At 68.1% G+C, this 19236-nt stretch carries 15 protein-coding genes; 9 read left to right on the top strand and 6 right to left on the bottom strand.

Features of this window, described 5'->3' with window-relative positions; all coding sequences use genetic code 11:
* Nucleotides 1–85: 85 nt before the first annotated feature.
* The gene (locus V5G24_RS18885) at nucleotides 86–838 is read right to left on the bottom strand and encodes a hypothetical protein (protein ID WP_394085616.1); all 753 of its coding nucleotides are present in this window, start codon (nucleotides 836–838) and stop codon (nucleotides 86–88) included.
* A 424-nt stretch (nucleotides 839–1262) separates the two neighbouring features.
* Entirely contained in the window at nucleotides 1263–1559 is a 297-nt protein-coding gene (locus V5G24_RS18880; RefSeq protein WP_394085617.1) for a hypothetical protein, read from the bottom strand.
* A 149-nt stretch (nucleotides 1560–1708) separates the two neighbouring features.
* On the opposite strand from V5G24_RS18880, the gene V5G24_RS18875 reads away from it, so the two are divergent.
* The 6 genes from V5G24_RS18875 to V5G24_RS18850 all read left to right on the top strand — a co-directional run bounded on the left by V5G24_RS18875 (nucleotide 1709) and on the right by V5G24_RS18850 (nucleotide 10586).
* Nucleotides 1709–3730, top strand: a complete 2022-nt coding sequence (locus V5G24_RS18875; RefSeq protein WP_394085618.1) for an acyltransferase family protein — start codon at nucleotides 1709–1711, stop codon at nucleotides 3728–3730.
* Between the two features lie 138 nt (nucleotides 3731–3868).
* Nucleotides 3869–4900, top strand: coding sequence for an HlyD family secretion protein (locus V5G24_RS18870; protein WP_394085619.1), 1032 nt, complete (start codon nucleotides 3869–3871; stop codon nucleotides 4898–4900).
* Entirely contained in the window at nucleotides 4897–7614 is a 2718-nt protein-coding gene (rbbA, locus tag V5G24_RS18865) for a ribosome-associated ATPase/putative transporter RbbA (protein ID WP_394085620.1), read from the top strand. Before V5G24_RS18870 ends, rbbA begins: the two co-directional genes overlap by 4 nt.
* A gap of 1 nt (nucleotide 7615) precedes the next feature.
* Entirely contained in the window at nucleotides 7616–8737 is a 1122-nt protein-coding gene (locus V5G24_RS18860) for an ABC transporter permease (RefSeq protein ID WP_394085621.1), read from the top strand.
* 98 nt (nucleotides 8738–8835) lie between these two features.
* A complete protein-coding gene (locus V5G24_RS18855; protein ID WP_394085623.1) occupies nucleotides 8836–9570 on the top strand; it encodes a CBS domain-containing protein in 735 nt (244 codons plus the stop codon).
* Nucleotides 9571–9602: 32 nt separating this feature from the next.
* Nucleotides 9603–10586 (top strand): zinc-dependent alcohol dehydrogenase family protein, encoded by a 984-nt coding sequence (locus tag V5G24_RS18850; RefSeq protein WP_394085624.1) that lies wholly within the window; start codon nucleotides 9603–9605, stop codon nucleotides 10584–10586.
* A gap of 65 nt (nucleotides 10587–10651) precedes the next feature.
* Here V5G24_RS18850 and V5G24_RS18845 read toward each other — a convergent pair whose 3' ends face one another.
* Entirely contained in the window at nucleotides 10652–13231 is a 2580-nt protein-coding gene (locus V5G24_RS18845; protein WP_394085625.1) for a cation-translocating P-type ATPase, read from the bottom strand.
* A gap of 232 nt (nucleotides 13232–13463) precedes the next feature.
* On the opposite strand from V5G24_RS18845, the gene V5G24_RS18840 reads away from it, so the two are divergent.
* Entirely contained in the window at nucleotides 13464–13976 is a 513-nt protein-coding gene (locus tag V5G24_RS18840; protein ID WP_394085627.1) for a peptide deformylase, read from the top strand.
* Between the two features lie 116 nt (nucleotides 13977–14092).
* On the top strand, nucleotides 14093–14581 hold the full coding sequence (locus V5G24_RS18835) for a group III truncated hemoglobin (protein WP_394085628.1): 489 nt from the start codon (nucleotides 14093–14095) through the stop codon (nucleotides 14579–14581).
* 214 nt (nucleotides 14582–14795) lie between these two features.
* Here V5G24_RS18835 and V5G24_RS18830 read toward each other — a convergent pair whose 3' ends face one another.
* The 3 genes from V5G24_RS18830 to V5G24_RS18820 all read right to left on the bottom strand — a co-directional run bounded on the left by V5G24_RS18830 (nucleotide 14796) and on the right by V5G24_RS18820 (nucleotide 17622).
* A complete protein-coding gene (locus tag V5G24_RS18830) occupies nucleotides 14796–15338 on the bottom strand; it encodes a 2,4'-dihydroxyacetophenone dioxygenase family protein (RefSeq protein WP_394085629.1) in 543 nt (180 codons plus the stop codon).
* 364 nt (nucleotides 15339–15702) lie between these two features.
* A complete protein-coding gene (locus V5G24_RS18825) occupies nucleotides 15703–16725 on the bottom strand; it encodes a transketolase family protein (protein ID WP_394085630.1) in 1023 nt (340 codons plus the stop codon).
* Nucleotides 16726–16728: 3 nt separating this feature from the next.
* A complete protein-coding gene (locus V5G24_RS18820) occupies nucleotides 16729–17622 on the bottom strand; it encodes a transketolase (protein WP_394085631.1) in 894 nt (297 codons plus the stop codon).
* Nucleotides 17623–18099: 477 nt separating this feature from the next.
* On the opposite strand from V5G24_RS18820, the gene V5G24_RS18815 reads away from it, so the two are divergent.
* Nucleotides 18100–19209 (top strand): glycerol dehydrogenase, encoded by a 1110-nt coding sequence (locus tag V5G24_RS18815; protein ID WP_394085632.1) that lies wholly within the window; start codon nucleotides 18100–18102, stop codon nucleotides 19207–19209.
* The last annotated feature ends 27 nt before the right edge of the window (nucleotides 19210–19236 follow it).

Below are 19236 nucleotides of genomic sequence, written 5' to 3'. Positions count from 1 at the left end.
AGCGGTGCCGCGTGGGTGCACGGGACAAGCCCCCGCATGACGATTGTCTCCTGCAACGACGTCAAACCAGGAATGTCGATCGGACCTAGCGCTCGGTGAAGAAGGTCATCAGCACCTTGTCTTCGTCGCCGGTGAGGCACAGGAAGCGATGCACCTTGTCGGTCTTGTCGCGCTGGATATAGGCCTCGCCCATCAGCACATGGCGCACCCGCTCGGTACCGACGGTCGAATCGGCCTCGGCGACGGTGAGGCCGTCCACGTCGATGAAGATGTCCTCGATCGAGGGCGAGCGCTGGCGCAGCACCGCCAGGGCCCGCAGCTTGCAGGTGCGCACCAGGGCGGTGTCGGAAGAGGCGGGCACCTCTGCCTTGTCCTTGGGTACATCGGCCTCGGAGCCGGGAGGCGCGGGCACCGGTGCCGGTTGCGGCAAGGGCGCGGCGGACGGCGCGGCGGACGGCGATGACGGCGCGGCCGATGGGCTTGCGGGGGCTTGCGCCTGCGGGACCGCGGCCTGCGCCAGATGCATCGCCGCGCCGGTCGCGGACAAACGGGGTTCGTGCAGCTGAAGCCCGGACCGGGACGCAAGCGGCGTTGGCGCCCGCGCTTCGGCCGGAAAGGCCGGTTCCGCCATCACGGCGAGGGCGGTGAGGCAGACCAGCGCCAGCACCAGCAGAACCACAAGCGGACGCGTGATGGCGCGCGTTGAGAGCAGCGGGATGCGGGTATCGCGATCCAACGCCGCCGCCGCGCGGTCGAGCCGGCGTTGCGCGGCGCCCGGAGGCGGGCAAGGGGGATGGCTGGGATCGGGATGCCAGATCCGTCCGGTCTGAGGTCGCATGTGATGTCCTTGGTGCGTGGTCTGATACCAACGCCCGGACAGGCCTTTTTGTGCCGCCCGACCTTTGCCGGACCGGGTTCATCGCACGGCCACGGTGCCCGCATCCGGCCCCTGATGCCGGGTTCTCCTCCCCGGTGGGCGCCTGTGGACGGGCGCATTTACGGCGCGCACCGGGCGCATATTGGCGCCGGTGCAGGAGAGATCGTCATGCCCGGGCTTGTCCCGGCCATGACGCGCAAAAGACGACGACCGGTCAAAGAAAGACAATGACGCGCACCTGCCGTCAGGCGTCTCGACGATCCACCACGCCACTTAATGCCGATCGGCCCGTAGGCCGTGCCGTTCGCGCGTTCGCCGATGCGTTTTCGCCGAAGATTCAGCACCCGCCGCGACAGCGCCCGTGCGCGCGACGGGGCCGCGCGGATCAGCGCTTCTCGTTGCTGCCCTCGCTCGCCTCGTCCGCGCCGTCCCCGTCTTCTTCTGCGTCCTCGCCATCCTCGTCCTCGTCGTCGGAGGGGGCGATCAGGCGGTCGAGGCAATCCATGAATTCATCGCCGATCTGCTCCACCGTCTCGCTGTCGAGCGCGGGGTCGCACGGCAGGACGAAGCGCTGCTCGCCCTCGTCGGTGGTCACATCGAGGATCAGCGCGCTCGGCATGTCCTCGGGGTGCAGGAAGCTGATCCGCAGGCCGGTGAGGATCAGGGCGGGGATATCGGCCATCTGGCGCTCCGAGGGTAGGGGGTGCGGTGACTGGGCAGGAGGTAGCACGAATTGCGCCCGCCCACACCGCCCGCCACGCTCGCGTCACACACGATGGGACCGGCGGCGGGTTGCCGGGCGGCGGGCGAGTGGCCTAAAGCATCTGCCCGATGACCTACCGCCTGGATATCGACGGCGTCCGCGCCATAGCCGTGCTGAGCGTCCTGCTGTTTCACCTCGGCGTTCCCGGCGTGCCCGGCGGGTTCGTGGGCGTCGATGTGTTCTTCGTGATCTCGGGCTATCTCATCACCGCGAACATCGTGGCCGACGTGCGCGGCGGCACGTTCTCGCTGCTGCGCTTCTATGATCGCCGCATCCGCCGCATCGTGCCGGCGCTGACGCTCGTGGTGCTGGCGACGCTGGCGGTGGGCTATTTCATCCTCACGCCGGGCGATTATGCGGTGCTCGGCCGCAGCGCGGCCTATGCGGCGGGCGGGCTCTCGAATTTCTTCTTTCTGCGCAACACCGGCTATTTCAATGCAGCGGCGGAAACCATGCCGCTGCTCCACACCTGGTCGCTCGGGGTGGAGGAGCAATTCTATGTGATCTGGCCGCTGCTGCTGGTGGCGGCGCTGCGAGTCTCGGCGCGCTGGCCGCGCCTGGTGCCGGCGCTGATGGGCGCGCTGATCCTCGCGAGCTTCGCCTATGCGGTGCAGAAGGTGGGCACCAATCCCAAGAGCGCGTTCTACCAGCCCTGGACGCGGGCCTGGGAACTGGCGGTCGGCGGCGCCCTGGTGTTCATTCCCGCCGCCTGGACCGGCGCGATATCGGCCCGGCTCGGCGATCTGCTGAAGCTTGCGGGGCTCCTCGCCATTCTCGCGCCGATCCTGCTGCTGACGGCGCAGAGCCCGTTCCCCGGCGCCAATGCGCTCGCCCCCGTGCTCGGCACGGCGCTGCTGCTGCTGCCCACGCCCGCGCCGACCCGAATGGCGCGGGTGCTGGCGCTGGAGCCGCTGCCGTTCGTCGGGCGCATCTCCTATTCGCTCTATCTGTGGCACTGGCCGATCATCGTGCTGATGCGCCATTATCAGAATGGCGCGCGGCTGGACCTGGCCTGGGGCGCGGCGGCGCTGGTGCTGTCTATCCTCGCCGCATGGCTCTCGTGGCGGTTCGTGGAACAGCCGTTCCGCCACATGCGGCCGGCGCCGCGCCTCAGCATCGGCGCCGGAGCGCTGACGGCCGGCGTGGTCGCGGCGGTGGGGCTCGGGCTGTTCTTCTCCGGCGGGCTGCCCGGCCGGGTCTCCCCGCAGCTCCAGGCCATGGGATCGAAGGACCGCATGTGGGGCTGGGCCTGCCCACAGCACGTGCCCGAAGGACCCGCCAAGGGCCTGTGCGCCGCCGGCGCGCCTTGGGCGAGCGCCGGGACGCGGGCGATCATCTGGGGCGACAGCCATGCCGAGCAGCTGATGCCGATGCTGGATGTCGCGGGGCGGCAGGCGGACACGGCCATCGCCTTGTTCCGCGCCTGCCCGGCGATCATCGAGGCCGGCGGCATCCGGCGCGATTTCGCGGGCATCCCGACCTATAATGAGGATTGCCGCGCCTCGCGCGCGGCGGTGCTGGCCCTGCTGAAGGCGGCGCCCGACATCTCGCTGGTGATCCTTGCCGGCGCGTGGCCGTCTACGGCGCAGAATCTCTATCGCCATCCCGGCGAGGCGGTGGGCTTCGAGGCGGGCCGCCGCCTGCTTCTGGAAGGGTTCGACGATCTGATGCCACGCCTCGCCGCGCCTGGACGGCGGGTGCTGGTGATGGCGGATATTCCCCATTGGGCGAGCGATCCGGTGCCGTGCGTGGTGGCCAATGACGGGTCGCTGCTGCGCGCGCCCTGCACCCGCACCGTGAACCGGCTCGCCCCGCCGGATTACGATTCCTGGCAGCGCGATGTGAACGACGTGTTCCGGTCCATGCGCGGGCGCTATGGGGATGCCACCATCGCCATTCCGGCCGATGCGCTGTGCGGGCCGCAGAGTTGCCAATCCATCGTGGAGGGCGAGTTCTTTTATTATGATCTCGACCATGTCCGCCGCAATCTCTCGCCCGCCGCGACGCGGGCGCTGGCGGAACGACTCGGCCTTGCGGATCTGCTGCGCGGTGGGGAACCGCGCGTCGCAGGTCCGCGCGCGGACAAATAGGATTGCGCGCGCCGGCTTGCTTTTCGTGACGTTTGGCGAGGCGACAGGCGCATGATGTGCGTCAATGATAGGGCAGCGATGCTGAGCTAAATCAGTCAGCCTCCGCCTGTCGCATTTTCTGTTCGCAGGAGCCCATCCGTGCGCTGCCGTCCGATCGCACTCCTCTTCGCGCTCCAGATCGCCCTTGCCGCGCTCTGCGCGGGTCCTGTTGTTGCACAGGAGCCCAAGACCCTCGGTGACCGCCTGCACGGCCTCTGGCAGAAGCTCGCCGGGAGCAAGCTGCCGGCGGATATCTCCACCACCAACGGGCGGCTCGAGGCCGAGCAGGTGCTGATCTCCGCCAAGTTCGCCGGCCGGGTGCTCCAGGTGCTGGTGGAAGAGGGCCAGACGGTGGACCAGGGCGCGGTGGTCGCGCGCATGGACACGGCGGAGCTCGACGCCCAGCTTGCCGGTGCCGAGGCCCAGGTGCGCCGCGCCGAGAAGGCCATGACGGAGTCGCAGGCGGCCATTACCCAGCGCGAAAGCGAAGTGCTGCTCGCCCATCAGGAATATGAACGGGCCGCCACCCTGAGCGCGCGCGGCTACGGCACCATCCAGGTGCTGGACCAGCGGCGCAGCCAGATGAACGTGGCCGAAGGCGCCAAGCGGGCGGCGCAGGCCAGCTTCGACCAGGCACAGGCCGCCGCCGACACCGCTCGCGCGGAGGTGGCGCGCATCCGCTCCCAGCTCGACGATTCCGTGCTCACCGCGCCCCGGCGCGGCCGCATCGAATATAAACTCGTGCAATCGGGCGAGGTGGTGGGCGCCGGCGCGCCGATCGCGACCCTGCTCGACCTGTCGGACGTCTATATGACCGTGTTCCTGCCCGCCCGCGTGGCCGGGCGGCTCGGCATCGGCGATGAGGCGCGGATCGTGCTCGATCCGGCACCGGATTATGTGATCCCGGCGACCGTCTCCTTCGTCGCCACGGAAGCCCAGTTCACCCCCAAGACGGTGGAAACGGCGGACGAGCGCGAGAAGCTGATGTTCCGCGTCAAGCTGAAGATCGCGCCGAGCCTGCTGAAGCAATATGAGGCGCAGGTGAAAACCGGGGTGCGCGGCAGCGCCTTCGTGCGCACCAGCCGCACAGCGGTGTGGCCCGCCGAGCTTGCCGTGAAGCTTCCCCAATGAGCGCGGCGGCGGTCCGCTTCGCGGGCGTCGTGCATCATTATGGCAAGACGCTCGCGCTCGACGGCGTCGATCTTGAGATCCCCGCCGGCTGTATGACCGGGCTCATCGGCCCGGACGGGGTCGGCAAATCCACCTTGCTCTCGCTCGCGGCCGGCATCACCAAGATCCAGGCCGGCTCGGTCGAGGTGCTGGGCGCCGACATGGCGAACCGCGCGGCGCGGCGCGTCACCGGCGCGCGCATCGCCTTCATGCCCCAGGGGCTGGGCCGCAATCTCTATCCCACGCTGTCGGTGGCGGAAAACCTCGACTTCTTCGGCCGCCTGTTCGGCCAGGGCGCGGCCGAGCGGCGCGCACGCAGCGCCGAGCTGCTCGCCGCCACCGGCCTAGCGCCCTTCGCCGACCGGCCGGCGGGCAAGCTCTCCGGCGGCATGAAGCAGAAGCTTGGCATCTGCACGGCGCTGATCCACGATCCCGATCTGCTGATCCTCGACGAGCCCACCACCGGCATCGACCCGCTCTCGCGCCGCCAGTTCTGGGATCTCGTCGCCCGCATGCGGGCGCGGCGGCCGGGCATGAGCGTTATCGTCGCCACCGCTTATATGGAGGAGGCGGACGCGTTCGACTGGCTCGCCGCCTTGCACGACGGCCATGTCATCGCCAGTGGTAGCCCGCGGGAAATCAAGGTCCGCACCGGCGAAACCAATCTGGAACGCGCCTTCGTGGCGCTGCTGCCGGAAGACGCGCGCAGCACCGACGGGCCGGTGGTGGAGCGCCCGCGCGTGCCGCAGGACGGCGTGCCGGCGATCGAGGCGGAAGGGCTCACCTGCCGCTTCGGCGCCTTCACGGCCGTGGACCATGTGAGCTTTCGCATCGAAAAGGGCGAGATCTTCGGCTTCCTCGGCTCCAACGGCTCGGGCAAGAGCACCACCATGAAGATGCTCACCGGCCTGTTGCCGGCGAGTGAGGGCGAAGCGCGCCTGTTCGGGCAGAAGCTCGACGCCGGCGACATGGAGACGCGCCGCCGCGTCGGCTACATGTCCCAGGCCTTCTCGCTCTACAGCGAATTGACGGTGCGGCAGAATTTGATGCTGCACGCGCAATTGTTCGAGCTGCCGCCCGACACCATCGGGCCGCGCGTCACGGAGATGCTGACACGGTTCGACCTTTCGGATGTCGCCGATACGCGGCCGGAAAGCCTGCCGCTCGGCATCCGCCAGCGCCTGCAGCTCGCGGTGGCGATCATCCACCGGCCGGAAATCCTGATCCTGGACGAGCCGACCTCCGGCGTCGATCCGGTGGCGCGGGACGGCTTCTGGCGCGAGCTGATCGCTCTGTCGCGCGATGATGGGGTGACCATCTTCCTCTCCACCCATTTCATGAACGAGGCCGAGCGCTGCGACCGCATCTCGCTGATGCACCAGGGCAAGGTTCTGGCGGTCGGAACGCCGGACGAACTGAAGGCGCAGCGCCACACGCAATCGCTGGAAGAGGTGTTCATCGCCGTGCTGGAACAGGCCGGCATGGGGCAGGAGGGCGACGCGGCCGCGCCCGAGGCCGCCGTCCCGGTCTCCTCCGGCCCACCGCGCCGGGTCGATCCGCGCCGCCTGTGGGCCTATGCGTGGCGCGAGACGCTGGAGATCCTGCGCGATCCCGCCCGCCTCGCCTTCGCCTTCATCGGCCCGGTGCTGCTGCTGTTCACCTTCGGCTATGGCGTGTCGTTCGACGTGGAGCATCTGCCCTATGCCGCCTTCGACCAGGACCAGAGCGCCCAGAGCCGGCAATTGCTCGAAAGCTTCCAGGGCTCGCGCTATTTCACCGAGAAGGCGCCCATCACCTCCACCACGCAGCTCGACACCCGCATGAAGAGCGGGGAACTCTCGGTGGCGATCGAGGTGCCGACGGATTTCGGCAAGCAATTGCAGCGCAATCGCCAGCCCGAGGTGGGCGTGTGGGTGGACGGGGCCATGCCGTTCCGCGCCGAGACCACGCGCGGCTATGTCTCGGGCATCGCCCAGACCTATATGGCGGACGAGGTGCTGCGCCGTTATGGCCATGCGGTGCCGCTCTATCCCATCGAGATCGACACCCGCTTTCGCTACAATCAGGCGTTCAAGAGCGTGAACGCCATCGTGCCGAGCGTGATCGTGCTGATGCTGGTGCTGATCCCGGCGGTGATGACCGCGCTCGGCATCGTCAAGGAGAAGGAGACCGGCTCCATCTCCAATTTCCAATCCACCCCGGTGACCAAGGTGGAATTCCTGCTCGGCAAGCAATTGCCGTATGTGTTCATCGCCTTCCTGAGCTTCCTGTCGCTGGTGCTGCTGGCGATCCTGTTCTTCCAGGTGCCGCTGAAGGGCTCGTTCGCGACCCTCGCGCTCGGCTCGCTCGCCTATGTGTTCGCGACCACCGGCTTCGGCCTGTTCGTCTCCAGCTTCGTTTCCAGCCAGGTGGCGGCGATCTTCGCCACGTCTATCCTCGCCATTCTGCCGGCGGTGAATTTCTCCGGCCTGCTGGTGCCGGTGTCCTCGCTTTCCGGCGGCGCGCGGCTGATGGGGCTTGCCTTTCCGGCCGCCTGGTATCAGCCGGTGAGCGTCGGGGTGTTCGCGAAGGCGCTCGGCCTTGCCGATCTGTGGCCCAATATCGTGGTGCTGGTGCTGTTCGCGCTCGGCTTCATCGGCGCGGCGGTGCTCGCGCTGCGCAAGCAGGGGGCCTGAGATGCGCGCCCGCCTCATGCGCATCTGGCGCCTCGGCATCAAGGAGCTCTACAGCCTCAAAGCCGATCCGGTGCTGCTGGGGCTGATCGTCTATACCTTCACCTTCGCCATCTATGCGGTGGCCACCGGCGCGAAGTTCGAGGTGGAGAATGCCGCCGTCGCGGTGGTGGACGAGGACCAGTCGGCCCTCTCCCGGCAGGTGCGGGCGGCGATCCTCAAGCCCTTCTTCAAGGAACCGGTGCTGATCGGCGCGAACGAGATCGATCGCGTGATGGACACCGGCCGCTTCGTGTTCGTCATCGAGATCCCGCCGAAATTCGAGCAGGACGCCATTTCCGGCCAGCATCCGACGATCCAGATCGACGTGGACGCCACCGCCATGTCCCAGGCGGGCAACGGCGCCTCCTATCTTCAGAACATCATTCTCCAGGAGGTCAGCACCGCTCTGCCGGGCACCACCCAGGCGCTGCCGATCGCCGTGGTGATGCGCGCGAAGTTCAATCCCAACCTCAAGTCCGCCTGGTTCACGGCGGTGATGCAGGTGATCAACAACATCACCATGCTGGCGGTGATCCTCTCGGGCGCGGCGCTGATCCGCGAGCGCGAGCATGGCACCATTGAGCATCTGCTGGTGATGCCGGTCACCCCCATCGAGATCATGCTGGCGAAAATCTGGGCCAATGGCCTCGTGATCGTGGTGGCCGCCATCCTCTCGCTGCTGGTGGTGGTCGAATATATCCTGGCGGTGCCGGTGCAAGGCTCGCTCGCCCTGTTCATCCTGGCGACCGTCACCTATCAATTCTCGGTCACCGCGCTCGGCATTCTCATCGCCACCGTGTCCACCTCCATGGCCCAGTTCGGCCTGATCGTGATGCCGATCCTGATCGTGATGAACCTGCTCTCGGGCAGCACGACGCCGCTGGAAAGCATGCCGACCTGGCTCCAGAACGTGATGCAGGTGTCGCCCTCCACGCATTTCGTGGCGCTCTCCCAGGCGATCCTTTATCGCGGGGCAGGGCTCTCGATCATCTGGCCGCAGCTCCTGGCGCTGCTCGCCATCGGCGCGGCCTTCTTCGCGCTCGCCGCCCTGCGGTTCCGCAAGGCCCTCCTCGGCGCTCAGTGAGGGTACCAGGGTCGTGTTGATGCGGCTCAATGCAGCATGCCGCCTGCGTGACATGATACAAACTGCACTTCAGTCAGCGGGAGCCGCGGGAGGCGACCATGCGCGTTGCGAATGTGATGACCACGCCGGTCATCAGCGTTGAACCTTCCACATCCATCGCCGATGCCGCGCGGCTCATGCTGGCCCAGCACATCAGCGGCCTGCCGGTCGTCGCCAAGGACGGCACGCTCGCCGGCATGGTCACCGAGGGCGATTTCCTGCGCCGGGCGGAGCTGGGCACGCAGGTCAAGCGCTCCTGGTGGCTGGAGCTGCTCGTCAGTCCTGGCACGGAGGCGGAGGAATATGTCCGCGCCCACGGCCGCAAGGTGGAAGAGGTGATGACCCGCGACGTCCTCACCACCACCAAGGACGCGCCGCTCTCCCAGATCGTCGAGACCATGACCAGCGCCCGCGTCAAGCGCCTGCCGGTGGTCGAGGACGGCAAGCTGGTCGGCATCATCTCCCGGTCCGATCTGCTGCGCGCGCTCGCCGCCGCGCTGCCCTCGGCGCCGGTGGCGCAGACCGGCGACGCGCGCCTGCGGGAGGCTGTCCTCGACGAACTCGCCAAGCAGCCCTGGAGCGGCAGCGGCCTGATCCGGGTGCATGTGGAGAATGGCGTCTGCGAACTGCGCGGCACCATCTTCGACGAGCGCGAGCGCATGGCCGCCCGCGTCTGCGCGGAGAATGTGCCGGGCGTGCTCGGAGTGATCGATCAATTGGTGTGGGTCGAGCCCATGTCGGGCATGGTGATCCTGCCGCCGGGCGCGGACGCGGCCGAACGCGGCGCGGCCTGAACCGCCGCTCGCCCACCACACGGGAGCACGACATGAAGGCCATGGTCCTTCGCGCCATCGGCGCGCCCTTGGTGCTGGAGCAGCGGCCCGACCCTGAGCCCGCCGCCGGGGAAATCCGGGTGCGGGTGGAGGCGTGCGCCGTGTGCCGCACCGACCTGCACGTGGTGGATGGCGAGCTGCCGAACCCGGTCCTGCCCATCGTGCCGGGCCATGAGATCGTCGGCATGGTCGAGGCGCTGGGCGCGGGGGTGACAAGCCCGGCGCTGGGAACGCGGGTCGGCATTCCCTGGCTGGGCCATACTTGCGGGCAGTGTCCTTATTGCGCCTCGGGCCAGGAAAACCTGTGCGACGCGCCCGCCTTCACCGGATTTACCCGCGACGGCGGCTTTGCCTCCCATGTGGTGGCGGATGCCGCCTTCGCCTTTCCGCTCGACGGCTTCGACGATCCCGTGGCGGCCGCGCCCTTGCTGTGCGCGGGGCTGATCGGCTGGCGTTCCCTCGTGAAAGCTGGCGAGGGCCGGCGCATCGGGCTCTATGGTTTTGGGGCGGCCGCCCATATCCTCGCCCAGGTGTGCCGCTGGCAGGGACGCGAGGTCTATGCCTTCACCCGCGCGGGCGATACGGCGGCGCAGGCGATGGCGCTGTCCCTCGGCGCCCGCTGGGCTGGCAGTTCGGACGATGCGCCACCCGAGCCGCTCGACGCCGCCATCCTCTTCGCCCCCGTCGGCGCGCTGGTGCCGAGCGCCTTGCGGGCGGTGCGCAAGGGCGGGCGCGTGGTGTGCGGCGGCATCCATATGAGCGACATTCCGCAATTCCCCTATTCCATCCTGTGGGAGGAGCGGCAGGTGCTTTCGATCGCCAATCTCACGCGCGCGGATGCCCACGAATTCCTCGCCCTCGCGCCCAAGGCCGGCGTGAAGACCACCACCACAATCTACCCGCTGGAACAGGCCAACGAAGCGCTGGCGGATCTGCGCGCCGGACGGTTCCAAGGCGCGGCGGTGCTGGTGCCTTAGAGTCTCCGGCGTCATGGCCGGGCTTGTCCAGGCCATGACCGCAGGGGCGGGAATCGCCAGGCATCTCAGCGCCGCAGGCGCGCGGCGATCCCCAGGGCCTTGGCGAGTTCCAGCAGCAGCATCATGGCGACCGCCGCCGCGATCGCGATGCCGATCCCCGCAAGGCCCACATCGCCGAAGCGGAACAGCGCGGCCGCCGGCGGCACGCCGAGCACGATCACCAGCATCACCGCCGCCAGCCCCATGACCGCGACCAAAGCGGAATTCGGCCGGGTCAGCGCCGTGAGCAGCGAGGAACTGAAGGAGCGATCCACGATGATCAGCCCGACGCTGGCGAGGATGAGGGTGAGGAAGGCGCGCCCGCGCACCACGTCCGGCGGCAGCTCGGCATGGAGCGACAGCAGATAGATGCCGCCGGCCGCCGCGAACGCCGCCAGCCCCTGGATCAGGCTCCAGGCCATCAAGGCGAGCGGCAGCAGCGCGTCGGTGGCCTTGCGCGGCGGGCGCTGCATCAGGTCCGGCTCCTCCGGCTCGGCCTCGAAGGCGATGGAGCAGACCGGGTCGATCACCATTTCCAGGAACGCGATATGCAGCGGCCCGAGCAGCGGCGGCAGGCCGAGCGCCAGCGGCAGGAAGGCCAGCCCCGCGATCGGCACATGCATGGCGAGCACATAGCCCATGGCCTTGCGCAGATTGTCGAACGTGCGCCGGCCAAGGCGGATGGTGCGCACGATGGAATTGAAATCATCGTCCAGCAGCACCATCGCCGCCGCCTCGCGGGCGACATCGGTGCCGCGCCCGCCCATGGCGATGCCGATATGGGCGGCCTTCAGCGCCGGGGCATCGTTCACCCCGTCACCGGTCATGGCGACGATGGCGCCCTGTGCCTTCAGGGCTTCCACGATCTTGAGCTTCTGTTCGGGCACGATGCGGGCGAACACCGCTGCCGTCGCCACCGCCGCCGCGAAGGCTTGCGGATCGAGCGCGGCCAATTCGCGCCCGGTCACCACGGGTTCGGCATCGAGCCCGGCGGCGCGGGCCATGGCGGCGGCGGTGGCGGGATGATCGCCCGTGACCATGGCGATGCGGATGCCGGCCGCCCGGCACTCGCCCACTGCTTCCTTTACGCCGGGCCGCAGCGGATCCGCCAGAGCGACGAGGCCGCGGAACGCGAGCGCCTGTCCCTCCAGTCGGTCGTCGGCCGCATTCCGCAATTCGCCTTCGGCAAGGCCGAGCACCCGCAGGCCGCGCCCCGCCATGTCGGCAGCGGCCGCCAGCACCTGCCCCGCCTTGTCGGGGGAGAGGCCACACAGGCGGACGATGGCCTCCGGCGCGCCCTTGGCGGCGAGGCGGGGCGTTTCCTCGCCCGCGCCCCAGGCGCGCCCCATCGCCGGAAGATCGTCGCGCAGGTCGAAATCACAGACCGCCACCTGCGGCCAGGGCGGTGCGATGCCGGCGCGGGCCGCGAGATCGTGGAAGGCGCGCTCCATGGGGTCGAAGGTGCGGTCGCGGCTGGAGCGCGCCGCCAGCAGCGCGAGGTGCGCCGCCTCTGGCGCGAGGGGCAAGTTCGCGTCGCCAAGCGCCACCGGCGCGCCGTCGGCATCGCGCAATTCCACCACGGTCATGCGGTTCTGGGTCAGCGTGCCGGTCTTGTCGGTGCACAGAACGGTTGCGGCACCGAGCGCCTCGATGGCCGCCGCGCGCCGCGTCAGCACGCGGGCCTTGGCGATGCGGATCGCGCCCATGACGGTAAACACCGTGAGGATAAGGGGAAACTCCTCCGGCAGCATGGCCATGGCGAGCGCGATGCCGCCGAGCGTCGCGCTGGTCCAATCATTGCCCGCAAGCCCGTAGAGCACGGCGGCGAGGATGCTGACAGAGATGCCCGCCACCGCGAACAGGCGCACCAGCCGCCGGGTTTGCGCCCGCAGGCGCGGGGGCTCGCGCTCGATGGTGCCGAGGCTTTGGCCGATGCGGCCGAGCTCGGTCTTTCGGCCAATCCCACGCACGATCCCGCGCCCTTGGCCGCGCACCACCAAAGTGCCGGAGAAGGCCGCGCTGCGGTCGTCCGTATCGGCATGGAGCTCGCCGTCCCCGGCGATGTCGCCCGGCGCTGCGGCGGATTTCTGCACCGGCACCGATTCGCCGGTGAGCAGGGATTCGTCGATCTCCAACGCGGCGGTGGCGATCAGCAAGGCATCGGCCGCCACCCGGTCGCCCTCGGCGATAATGATCAGGTCGCCGCGCACCACCTCGCGGCCCGGAATGCGCTTCTGCACGCCGTCGCGGATCACCAAGGCGCGCGGGCTGGAGAGGTCGCGCAGGGCCTCGAGGGCGCGTTCGGTGCGCAATTCCTGCACCACCGCGATCAGCACCGACAGCGTGGCGAAGCCGAACAGGATCACCGCCTCCGCCGGGTCGCCGATCACGAAATAGAGCAGGCCCGCCGCCAGCAGCAGAGCGAACATGGGCTCGCGGATGGTGTCGAAAATGATCTTCAGCGGCGAGCGATGCTCGCCCTGGGGGAGTTCGTTGGGCCCGTCGCGCTTGAGGCGCGCGGCGGCTTCCGCGTCCGTGAGGCCGGTTTCCAGCTCCGGTGCGGCAGGGCGGGTCTGGTCCTGGCGTTTTGCGGCCGGTTGTGGCATCGCCCTGTCCTTGTGGAGGCGCCGGCCCGAAAGAGCCTTGAGAAAAGCTTGCCCTGCAAGGGGCTGGCAAGAGGCCGGTGCGGGGTGCTTCGCGCCGGGAGGGTAGGAGCGCACCGGATCCCGGCGATTGATGCAGCGCAATCGCGGGCATTTTCCCTTGAGGAATACCAAAGTGCAACAGCGCGCCGCCCCTTGGCGCGGGTCGCCATGACGGCGGGACGGAGGAGCAATCATGGCGGTGCGCGAGATCGTGCGGTTTCCAGATCCACGGCTGCGGCAGGCGGCGGCGGAGGTGACGCGGTTCGATGCCGCGCTTGCGGCGCTGGCGCAGGATCTGCGCGACACCATGAAGGCGGCACCGGGGATCGGCATCACGGCGCCCCATATCGGTGTGGCGGAGCGGTTGGTGGTGCTGGATCTGCCTGAGGAACAAGGGCTTATTCGGATCTATGTCAATCCACGCGTCACCTGGTCCTCGCCCGAGGTCGGACGCCATCCGGAGGGCAGCGTGTCCATGCCGGGCGTGGTCGATGAGGTGGAGCGGCCGGTGCGGGTTCGCGTGCAATATCAGGATCTTGACGGAACGCCTCAGGAGGTCGAGGCGGACGGGCTGCTGGCCGTGTGCCTCCAGCACGAGATCGACCAACTGGACGGAATCTTCTGGCTTCAGAAGCTCTCGCGGCTGCGGCGGGAGCGGGTGGTGAAGCGGTTCGAGAAGCTCATGCGCGCCGCCTCCGGCACCTGAGGGACCCCATCGGCCTCCGGGAAATCCCGGATTGCGGTTCCGCGCGGGCACGGCTAAGCCCTTGGCTTATCAAGCACATGGCGCATCCGCCGCCGGTGCGGGAGACGGAGGCGGCCATGGCCGAGGAGACGGCGCGCGAGCGCATCGTCAGCGGCGAGAGCGAGCAGATGCTGGCCCGTCGGGCGGCGGCGACGCAGGCGATCATGGCCGAGACCGGCATCGACGAGGCGATGATTCGCACCCTGGTCTTCACCTTCTACGACCGCGTGCGGGCGGACGACCTGATCGGCCCGATCTTCGCCGCGCGCGTCGCCGACTGGGACAAACACCTTGAGAAGCTTTGTCTTTTCTGGTCGTCCGTGGCGCTCATGACGGGCCGCTACCATGGCCAGCCGATGCCCCGGCACCTGCCTTTGCCGATCGGTGCCGCGCATTTCGACCGCTGGCTCGACCTGTTCGAGGCGACCGCGCAGGAACTTTGCCCGCCGGCGGCCGCGACCCATTTCATCATCCGCGCGCGCCGTATCGCCGACAGCCTGGAATTTGGAATCGCATCTAAAAACAATGAGATCGCAAGTCCGCGCCGACGCCCGCCGCTGTCCTGAGAGGCGAAGCCGCCCGCCAGTGCCTTCCACCCGCGCCGCGCGCACCCGCCGGGAGCGCGGCGCCGAATTTCGATTGCTCCGCGCCGAGGAACAGTGCGGGCGTGGGCGATGTCGGCGGCTTTTCCGCGGTCCTCCGCCGAAATTCGCTGAAACTTCGGCGGACCGAAATCAATACCGCGCTTTTTCGCGGATTGCGCCGCGATTTTCGTGAAATTCAGCGAATGAACTGGTCGATATAGTCCGCGCCGAGGCCATTGGCGCTGTAATGGGCGCGGCACTTGTCGATGCGGGTGAAAACGTCGTCGAAGCCGGTCTGGTTGCCGTCCGGGTCCACATAGATCATCGCGCCATTCACCTGGAACAGGGTGATCATCTCTTCCACATGGGGATCGACCACCAGGGTGTGGGTCTCGCCCGGCGCCTCGTAGACATAGCCGCCCTCGGTGGCGATCCAGTCGTGTTCGAGATAGCGCCAGGAACCCTTGATGACATAGCCATGCACCGGCAGCGGGTGGCGGTGACGCGAGAGCACGCCGGCCTTGCGCACCTTCAGCAGGTTCATCCAATAGCCGCTGGAGGCGGAGAGCAGCAGCGGGCGGAACCATACATTCTCCTCCAGCGGCACCCACACGCGGTCGTCGGTGGGAATGGCGTTCGGCACCACCAGTTCGGGGCGCGCCTCGGCCGGTTGGGGCTTGCGATAGGGCTGCCACTTCTCGTCGATGGCGTCGGCGGGGCGGGGCTGGGGCTGGGTCATTCTTCGGTTTCCTCCCGGTTCGGGCAATCGCGGTTATCCGCTTGCTGGAATGGTAGCAAAGGCGCGGCCGGCGTGCTGTGCGCTGAGGGGGAGGCCGGCGCGCGAGATATGTCTTGGCGTGTGTCGGCGTGCGTTCTTGGCCCCCTCACCCCGGCCCTCTCCCCGTGGGGGAGAGGGGGCGTTGCGGCTGGGCGGGTGATCTCTTCTTGTCCGTCACCTCTTCCTGCCCGTCACCTCTCCCCGTCGGGGAGAGGTCGCCCGCTTGCGGGCGGGTGAGGGGGCTCGGGCGCGGTCGGGCCGTTCGTGGCCCCTCACCCCAACCCTCTCCCCGGTGGGGAGAGGGAGAGTTTCGGAGACCATCACTTCAGCCCTTGGCGCCGCCGATGGCGGTCAGAACCACGTCCTCGATGCCGGCGGCGTCGAGCTTGTAATGGGCGTAGAGATGGGTCGGCGGGGCGATCAGGCTGTATTCGTCGTGGATGCCGTGACGGATCAGTTTTACCCCCGCGCCCACTTCCGTTAGCACTTCGGCCACCGCGCTGCCGAGGCCGCCGAGCACATTGTGCTCTTCCGCCGTCATCAGCACCTTGGAACGCGCGGCCGCCTTCAGGATCGCCGCCTTGTCGATGGGCTTGATGGTGGGCATGTCGATGACCCCCACCGAGCGCCCCGCCGCGTTCAGCTTGCGCGCCGCCTCAAGCGCCGAATGCACCGGCATACCGCAGGCGATGATGGTGATTTCATCGCCCGCGACATGCTCGATGGCCTTGCCGAATTCGAAGGTCACATCCGGCCCGTAGACATCCGGCTCGCGGCCGCGGCCGATGCGGAAATAGATCGGCTCGGGATAGGCGGCGGACGCCTTGATGGCGGCGGCGAGTTGCGGGCCGTCGGCGGGCGAGACGACGGTGAGGTCCGCAATCGCGCGCATGGTGGAAATGTCCTCGGTCGCGTGGTGCGAGGTGCCGTAGAAGCCCAGCGAAATGCCCGTGTGATGGCCGATGAGCCGCACCGGCTGGCCGCAATAGGCCACATCCATGCGGATCTGCTCGCAGCACAATAGCCCGAGGAAGGAGGCGAAGGTCGCCACATAGGGCTTGAGCCCGGTGGTGGCGAGCCCGGCCGCCGCCGTCACCATGTTCTGCTCGGAAATGCCGAACTGGATGTAGCGCTCGGGAAAACGCTTCGCGAACTTGGCGAGGCCGTTGGAATATTGCAGGTCTGCGGAGCCGGCCACCACGGGCTCACCGGCTTCCGCGAGCGAAATCAGCGCATCCGACAGATGGCTGAGGCCCGGCGTCTTGGCGTTGATTTCCCGATACTGCCAGGAATTGGGCGAGAGCGGACGGCTTGCTGCGGGAGGATTGGGAGACAGGGTTTCGCTCATGGTTCAGATGTCCCTGTTCATGATTTCTGCGACCGCGTTCTTCGCGTCGGAGGGATCGAGATAGCCGAGATGCCAGCCGGGCTCGGTCTCCATGTAGGAGACGCCCTTGCCCTTCAGCGTGCGGGCGATGATGCAGCAGGGCTTGGTGCGGCTTTCGTCCGCCTTCACCTGGCGCAGCAGCGTGGTGAGGGCGTCGAGATTATGCCCGTCCACGACGTGCACCTCCCAGCCGAAGGCGCGCCATTTCTCGTCCAGCGGCTCGATGCCCATGACATCGTCCACGGCGCCGTCGAGCTGGAAGCCGTTACGGTCGATGATGGCGACCAGCTTGGAGGTCTTGTGATGGGCGGCGGAAAGCGCGGCTTCCCACACCTGGCCTTCCTGCATCTCGCCGTCGCCGAGCATGACGAACACGTTGAAGTCGAGCTTCTGCATGCGCCCGCCGAGCGCCATGCCGAGGCCGGCGGACAGCGCGTGGCCGATGGAGCCGGAGGAGAAATCGATGCCCGGCACCTTGCGCATGTCGGGATGGTCGCCGAGCGGATTGCCGAGGCGGGTGTAATTGTCCAGCACCTCTTTTGCGATGTAGCCGAACTCGGCGAGGATCGGGAACAGGCCGACGGCGGCGTGGCCCTTGCCCATCAGGAAGCGGTCGCGATCCGCGCGGGTCGGATTGCCCTTCTCGATATCCATGATGTCGTAATAGAGCGCCGCGAAAATCTCGGCGGCGGAGAAGACCGAGCTGTAATGGCCGACCTTGGCCACTTCGATGAGCCGGATGGTCTCCAGGCGCACGAAGCGCGCTTTTTCCCGCAGCATCGCGATGGTTTCCGGGGTTGGCCGGAAGTTCGACACGCGATGGTCGGGCGGTGAGGATGGGCTTTCGGCCGCGCTCATATGGGCTCCCAATGTTCCGGCCGCCTTCGCGCTGCGAGGTTCGGGCGGCTTGATGCGGCGAAGCGGCGCTTTCGCGCTTCGTCGTGCTAGTCATAAAATATGATATATCCTTGTGCAAGGAGATCCGCGTGGCGTTGCGACGAACAGTTGGCGCCGGGCGGCGAGTTCCTCCCCCTCACCCCAGCCCTCTCCCCGGCGGGGAGAGGGGGCGTTCCCGTGGCGGGGCAGTCTTCGCTCCCGTCTTCACCTTTCCCCATCCCCCACCTCTCCCCGGTGGGGAGAGGTCGCCCGCTTGCGGGCGGGTGAGGGGGCGCCGCGGTGGCGGGGCGCGGCCGGCTGTTTCTTCCGGTCCGCGAATTGCGGATCATTCATACACGATATATCATATTCTGACCGAAATGCGATGGCCGTTGGCAGGGCGTTGGCATGTCGTCAAAATCCATATGGCGCGGCCAACGCGCCGGCTGAGGAAGAGCAATGATGAAGGTCTTCGGCGCGCCGCGTCGCTATATTCAGGGCGCGGGCGCGCTCGATCATCTGGGCACCGAACTCGCCCGCATCACGCAGGATGCGGTGCTGGTGATCGATCCGTTCATCGAGGCCGCCCACGGCGCGCGGATCGCGCAAGTCTGCGCCGCCGCCGGGGTGGACCTGCGGCGCATTCCCTTCGGCGGCGAAAGCTCGCCCGGCGAGGTGGACCGGCTGGTGGCGGAATGCGGCGCACGCGTGCCGGGCCTGGTGGCGGCGGCCGGCGGCGGCAAGTGCATCGATGCCGGAAAGGCGCTGGCCGGGCGGCTCGGCGCGAAGGTCGCGACCATTCCCACCATCGCCTCCACCGACGCGCCCACCAGCCACAATTACGTGCTCTATGACGACCATCACCGCCTGCTGGCGGTGGAGAAGCTGCCCGCCAATCCCGATCTCGTGCTGGTGGATACGCAGGTGATCGCCCAGGCGCCGCGCCATCTGTTCCTGGCCGGCATCGGCGATGCGGTGGTGAAGCTGTTCGAGGTGGAGCAGTGCGTGCGCGCCAAGGGCAAGAATATCTATGGCGGCGCGCCGGTGGAAAGCGCGCTGATCCTCGCGCGCGGCTGTTACGACATTCTGCGCGCCCATGCCGAGGATGCGCTCGCCGCCGTGGATCGCAAGAGCGCTGACGATGCGCTCGACCTGGTGGTGGAGGCGACCGTGCTGATGAGCGGGCTCGCGTTCGAGAGCGGCGGGCTCTCCATCTCCCATTCCATGACGCGCGGCCTCTCCGTCGTGCCGAAATATGCCAATGCCCTCCACGGCTTCCAGGTGGCCTATGGCGGGCTCGTCCAATTGCTGCTGGAAGGCCGCGAGGATGCCTTCATGGACGACATCATCGCCTTCTACGGCCGCATCGGCCTGCCGGTGAGCCTTGTCGCGCTCTCCGGCGCCGGGCCGACGCACGAGGAGGTCGAGACCATCGCCCGCCTCACCCTGACCGCGCCCCACGCTCGGCATTTTCCGCGCGTGCTGGAGGAAACCGAGATCGTCGCCGCCATCGCCGCGCTGGAAGCGCGGGCGGGCACCGCGTCGCAGGCTTTCCAAGCGGCAATATGATATATGTTTTGAGGGTTTAAGCGGGAA

The organism is Roseixanthobacter finlandensis, from assembly GCF_043195105.2.
In the GTDB taxonomy this organism is placed as follows: domain Bacteria; phylum Pseudomonadota; class Alphaproteobacteria; order Rhizobiales; family Xanthobacteraceae; genus NCEH01.
This window is presented reverse-complemented; position numbering and strand designations above follow the sequence as displayed.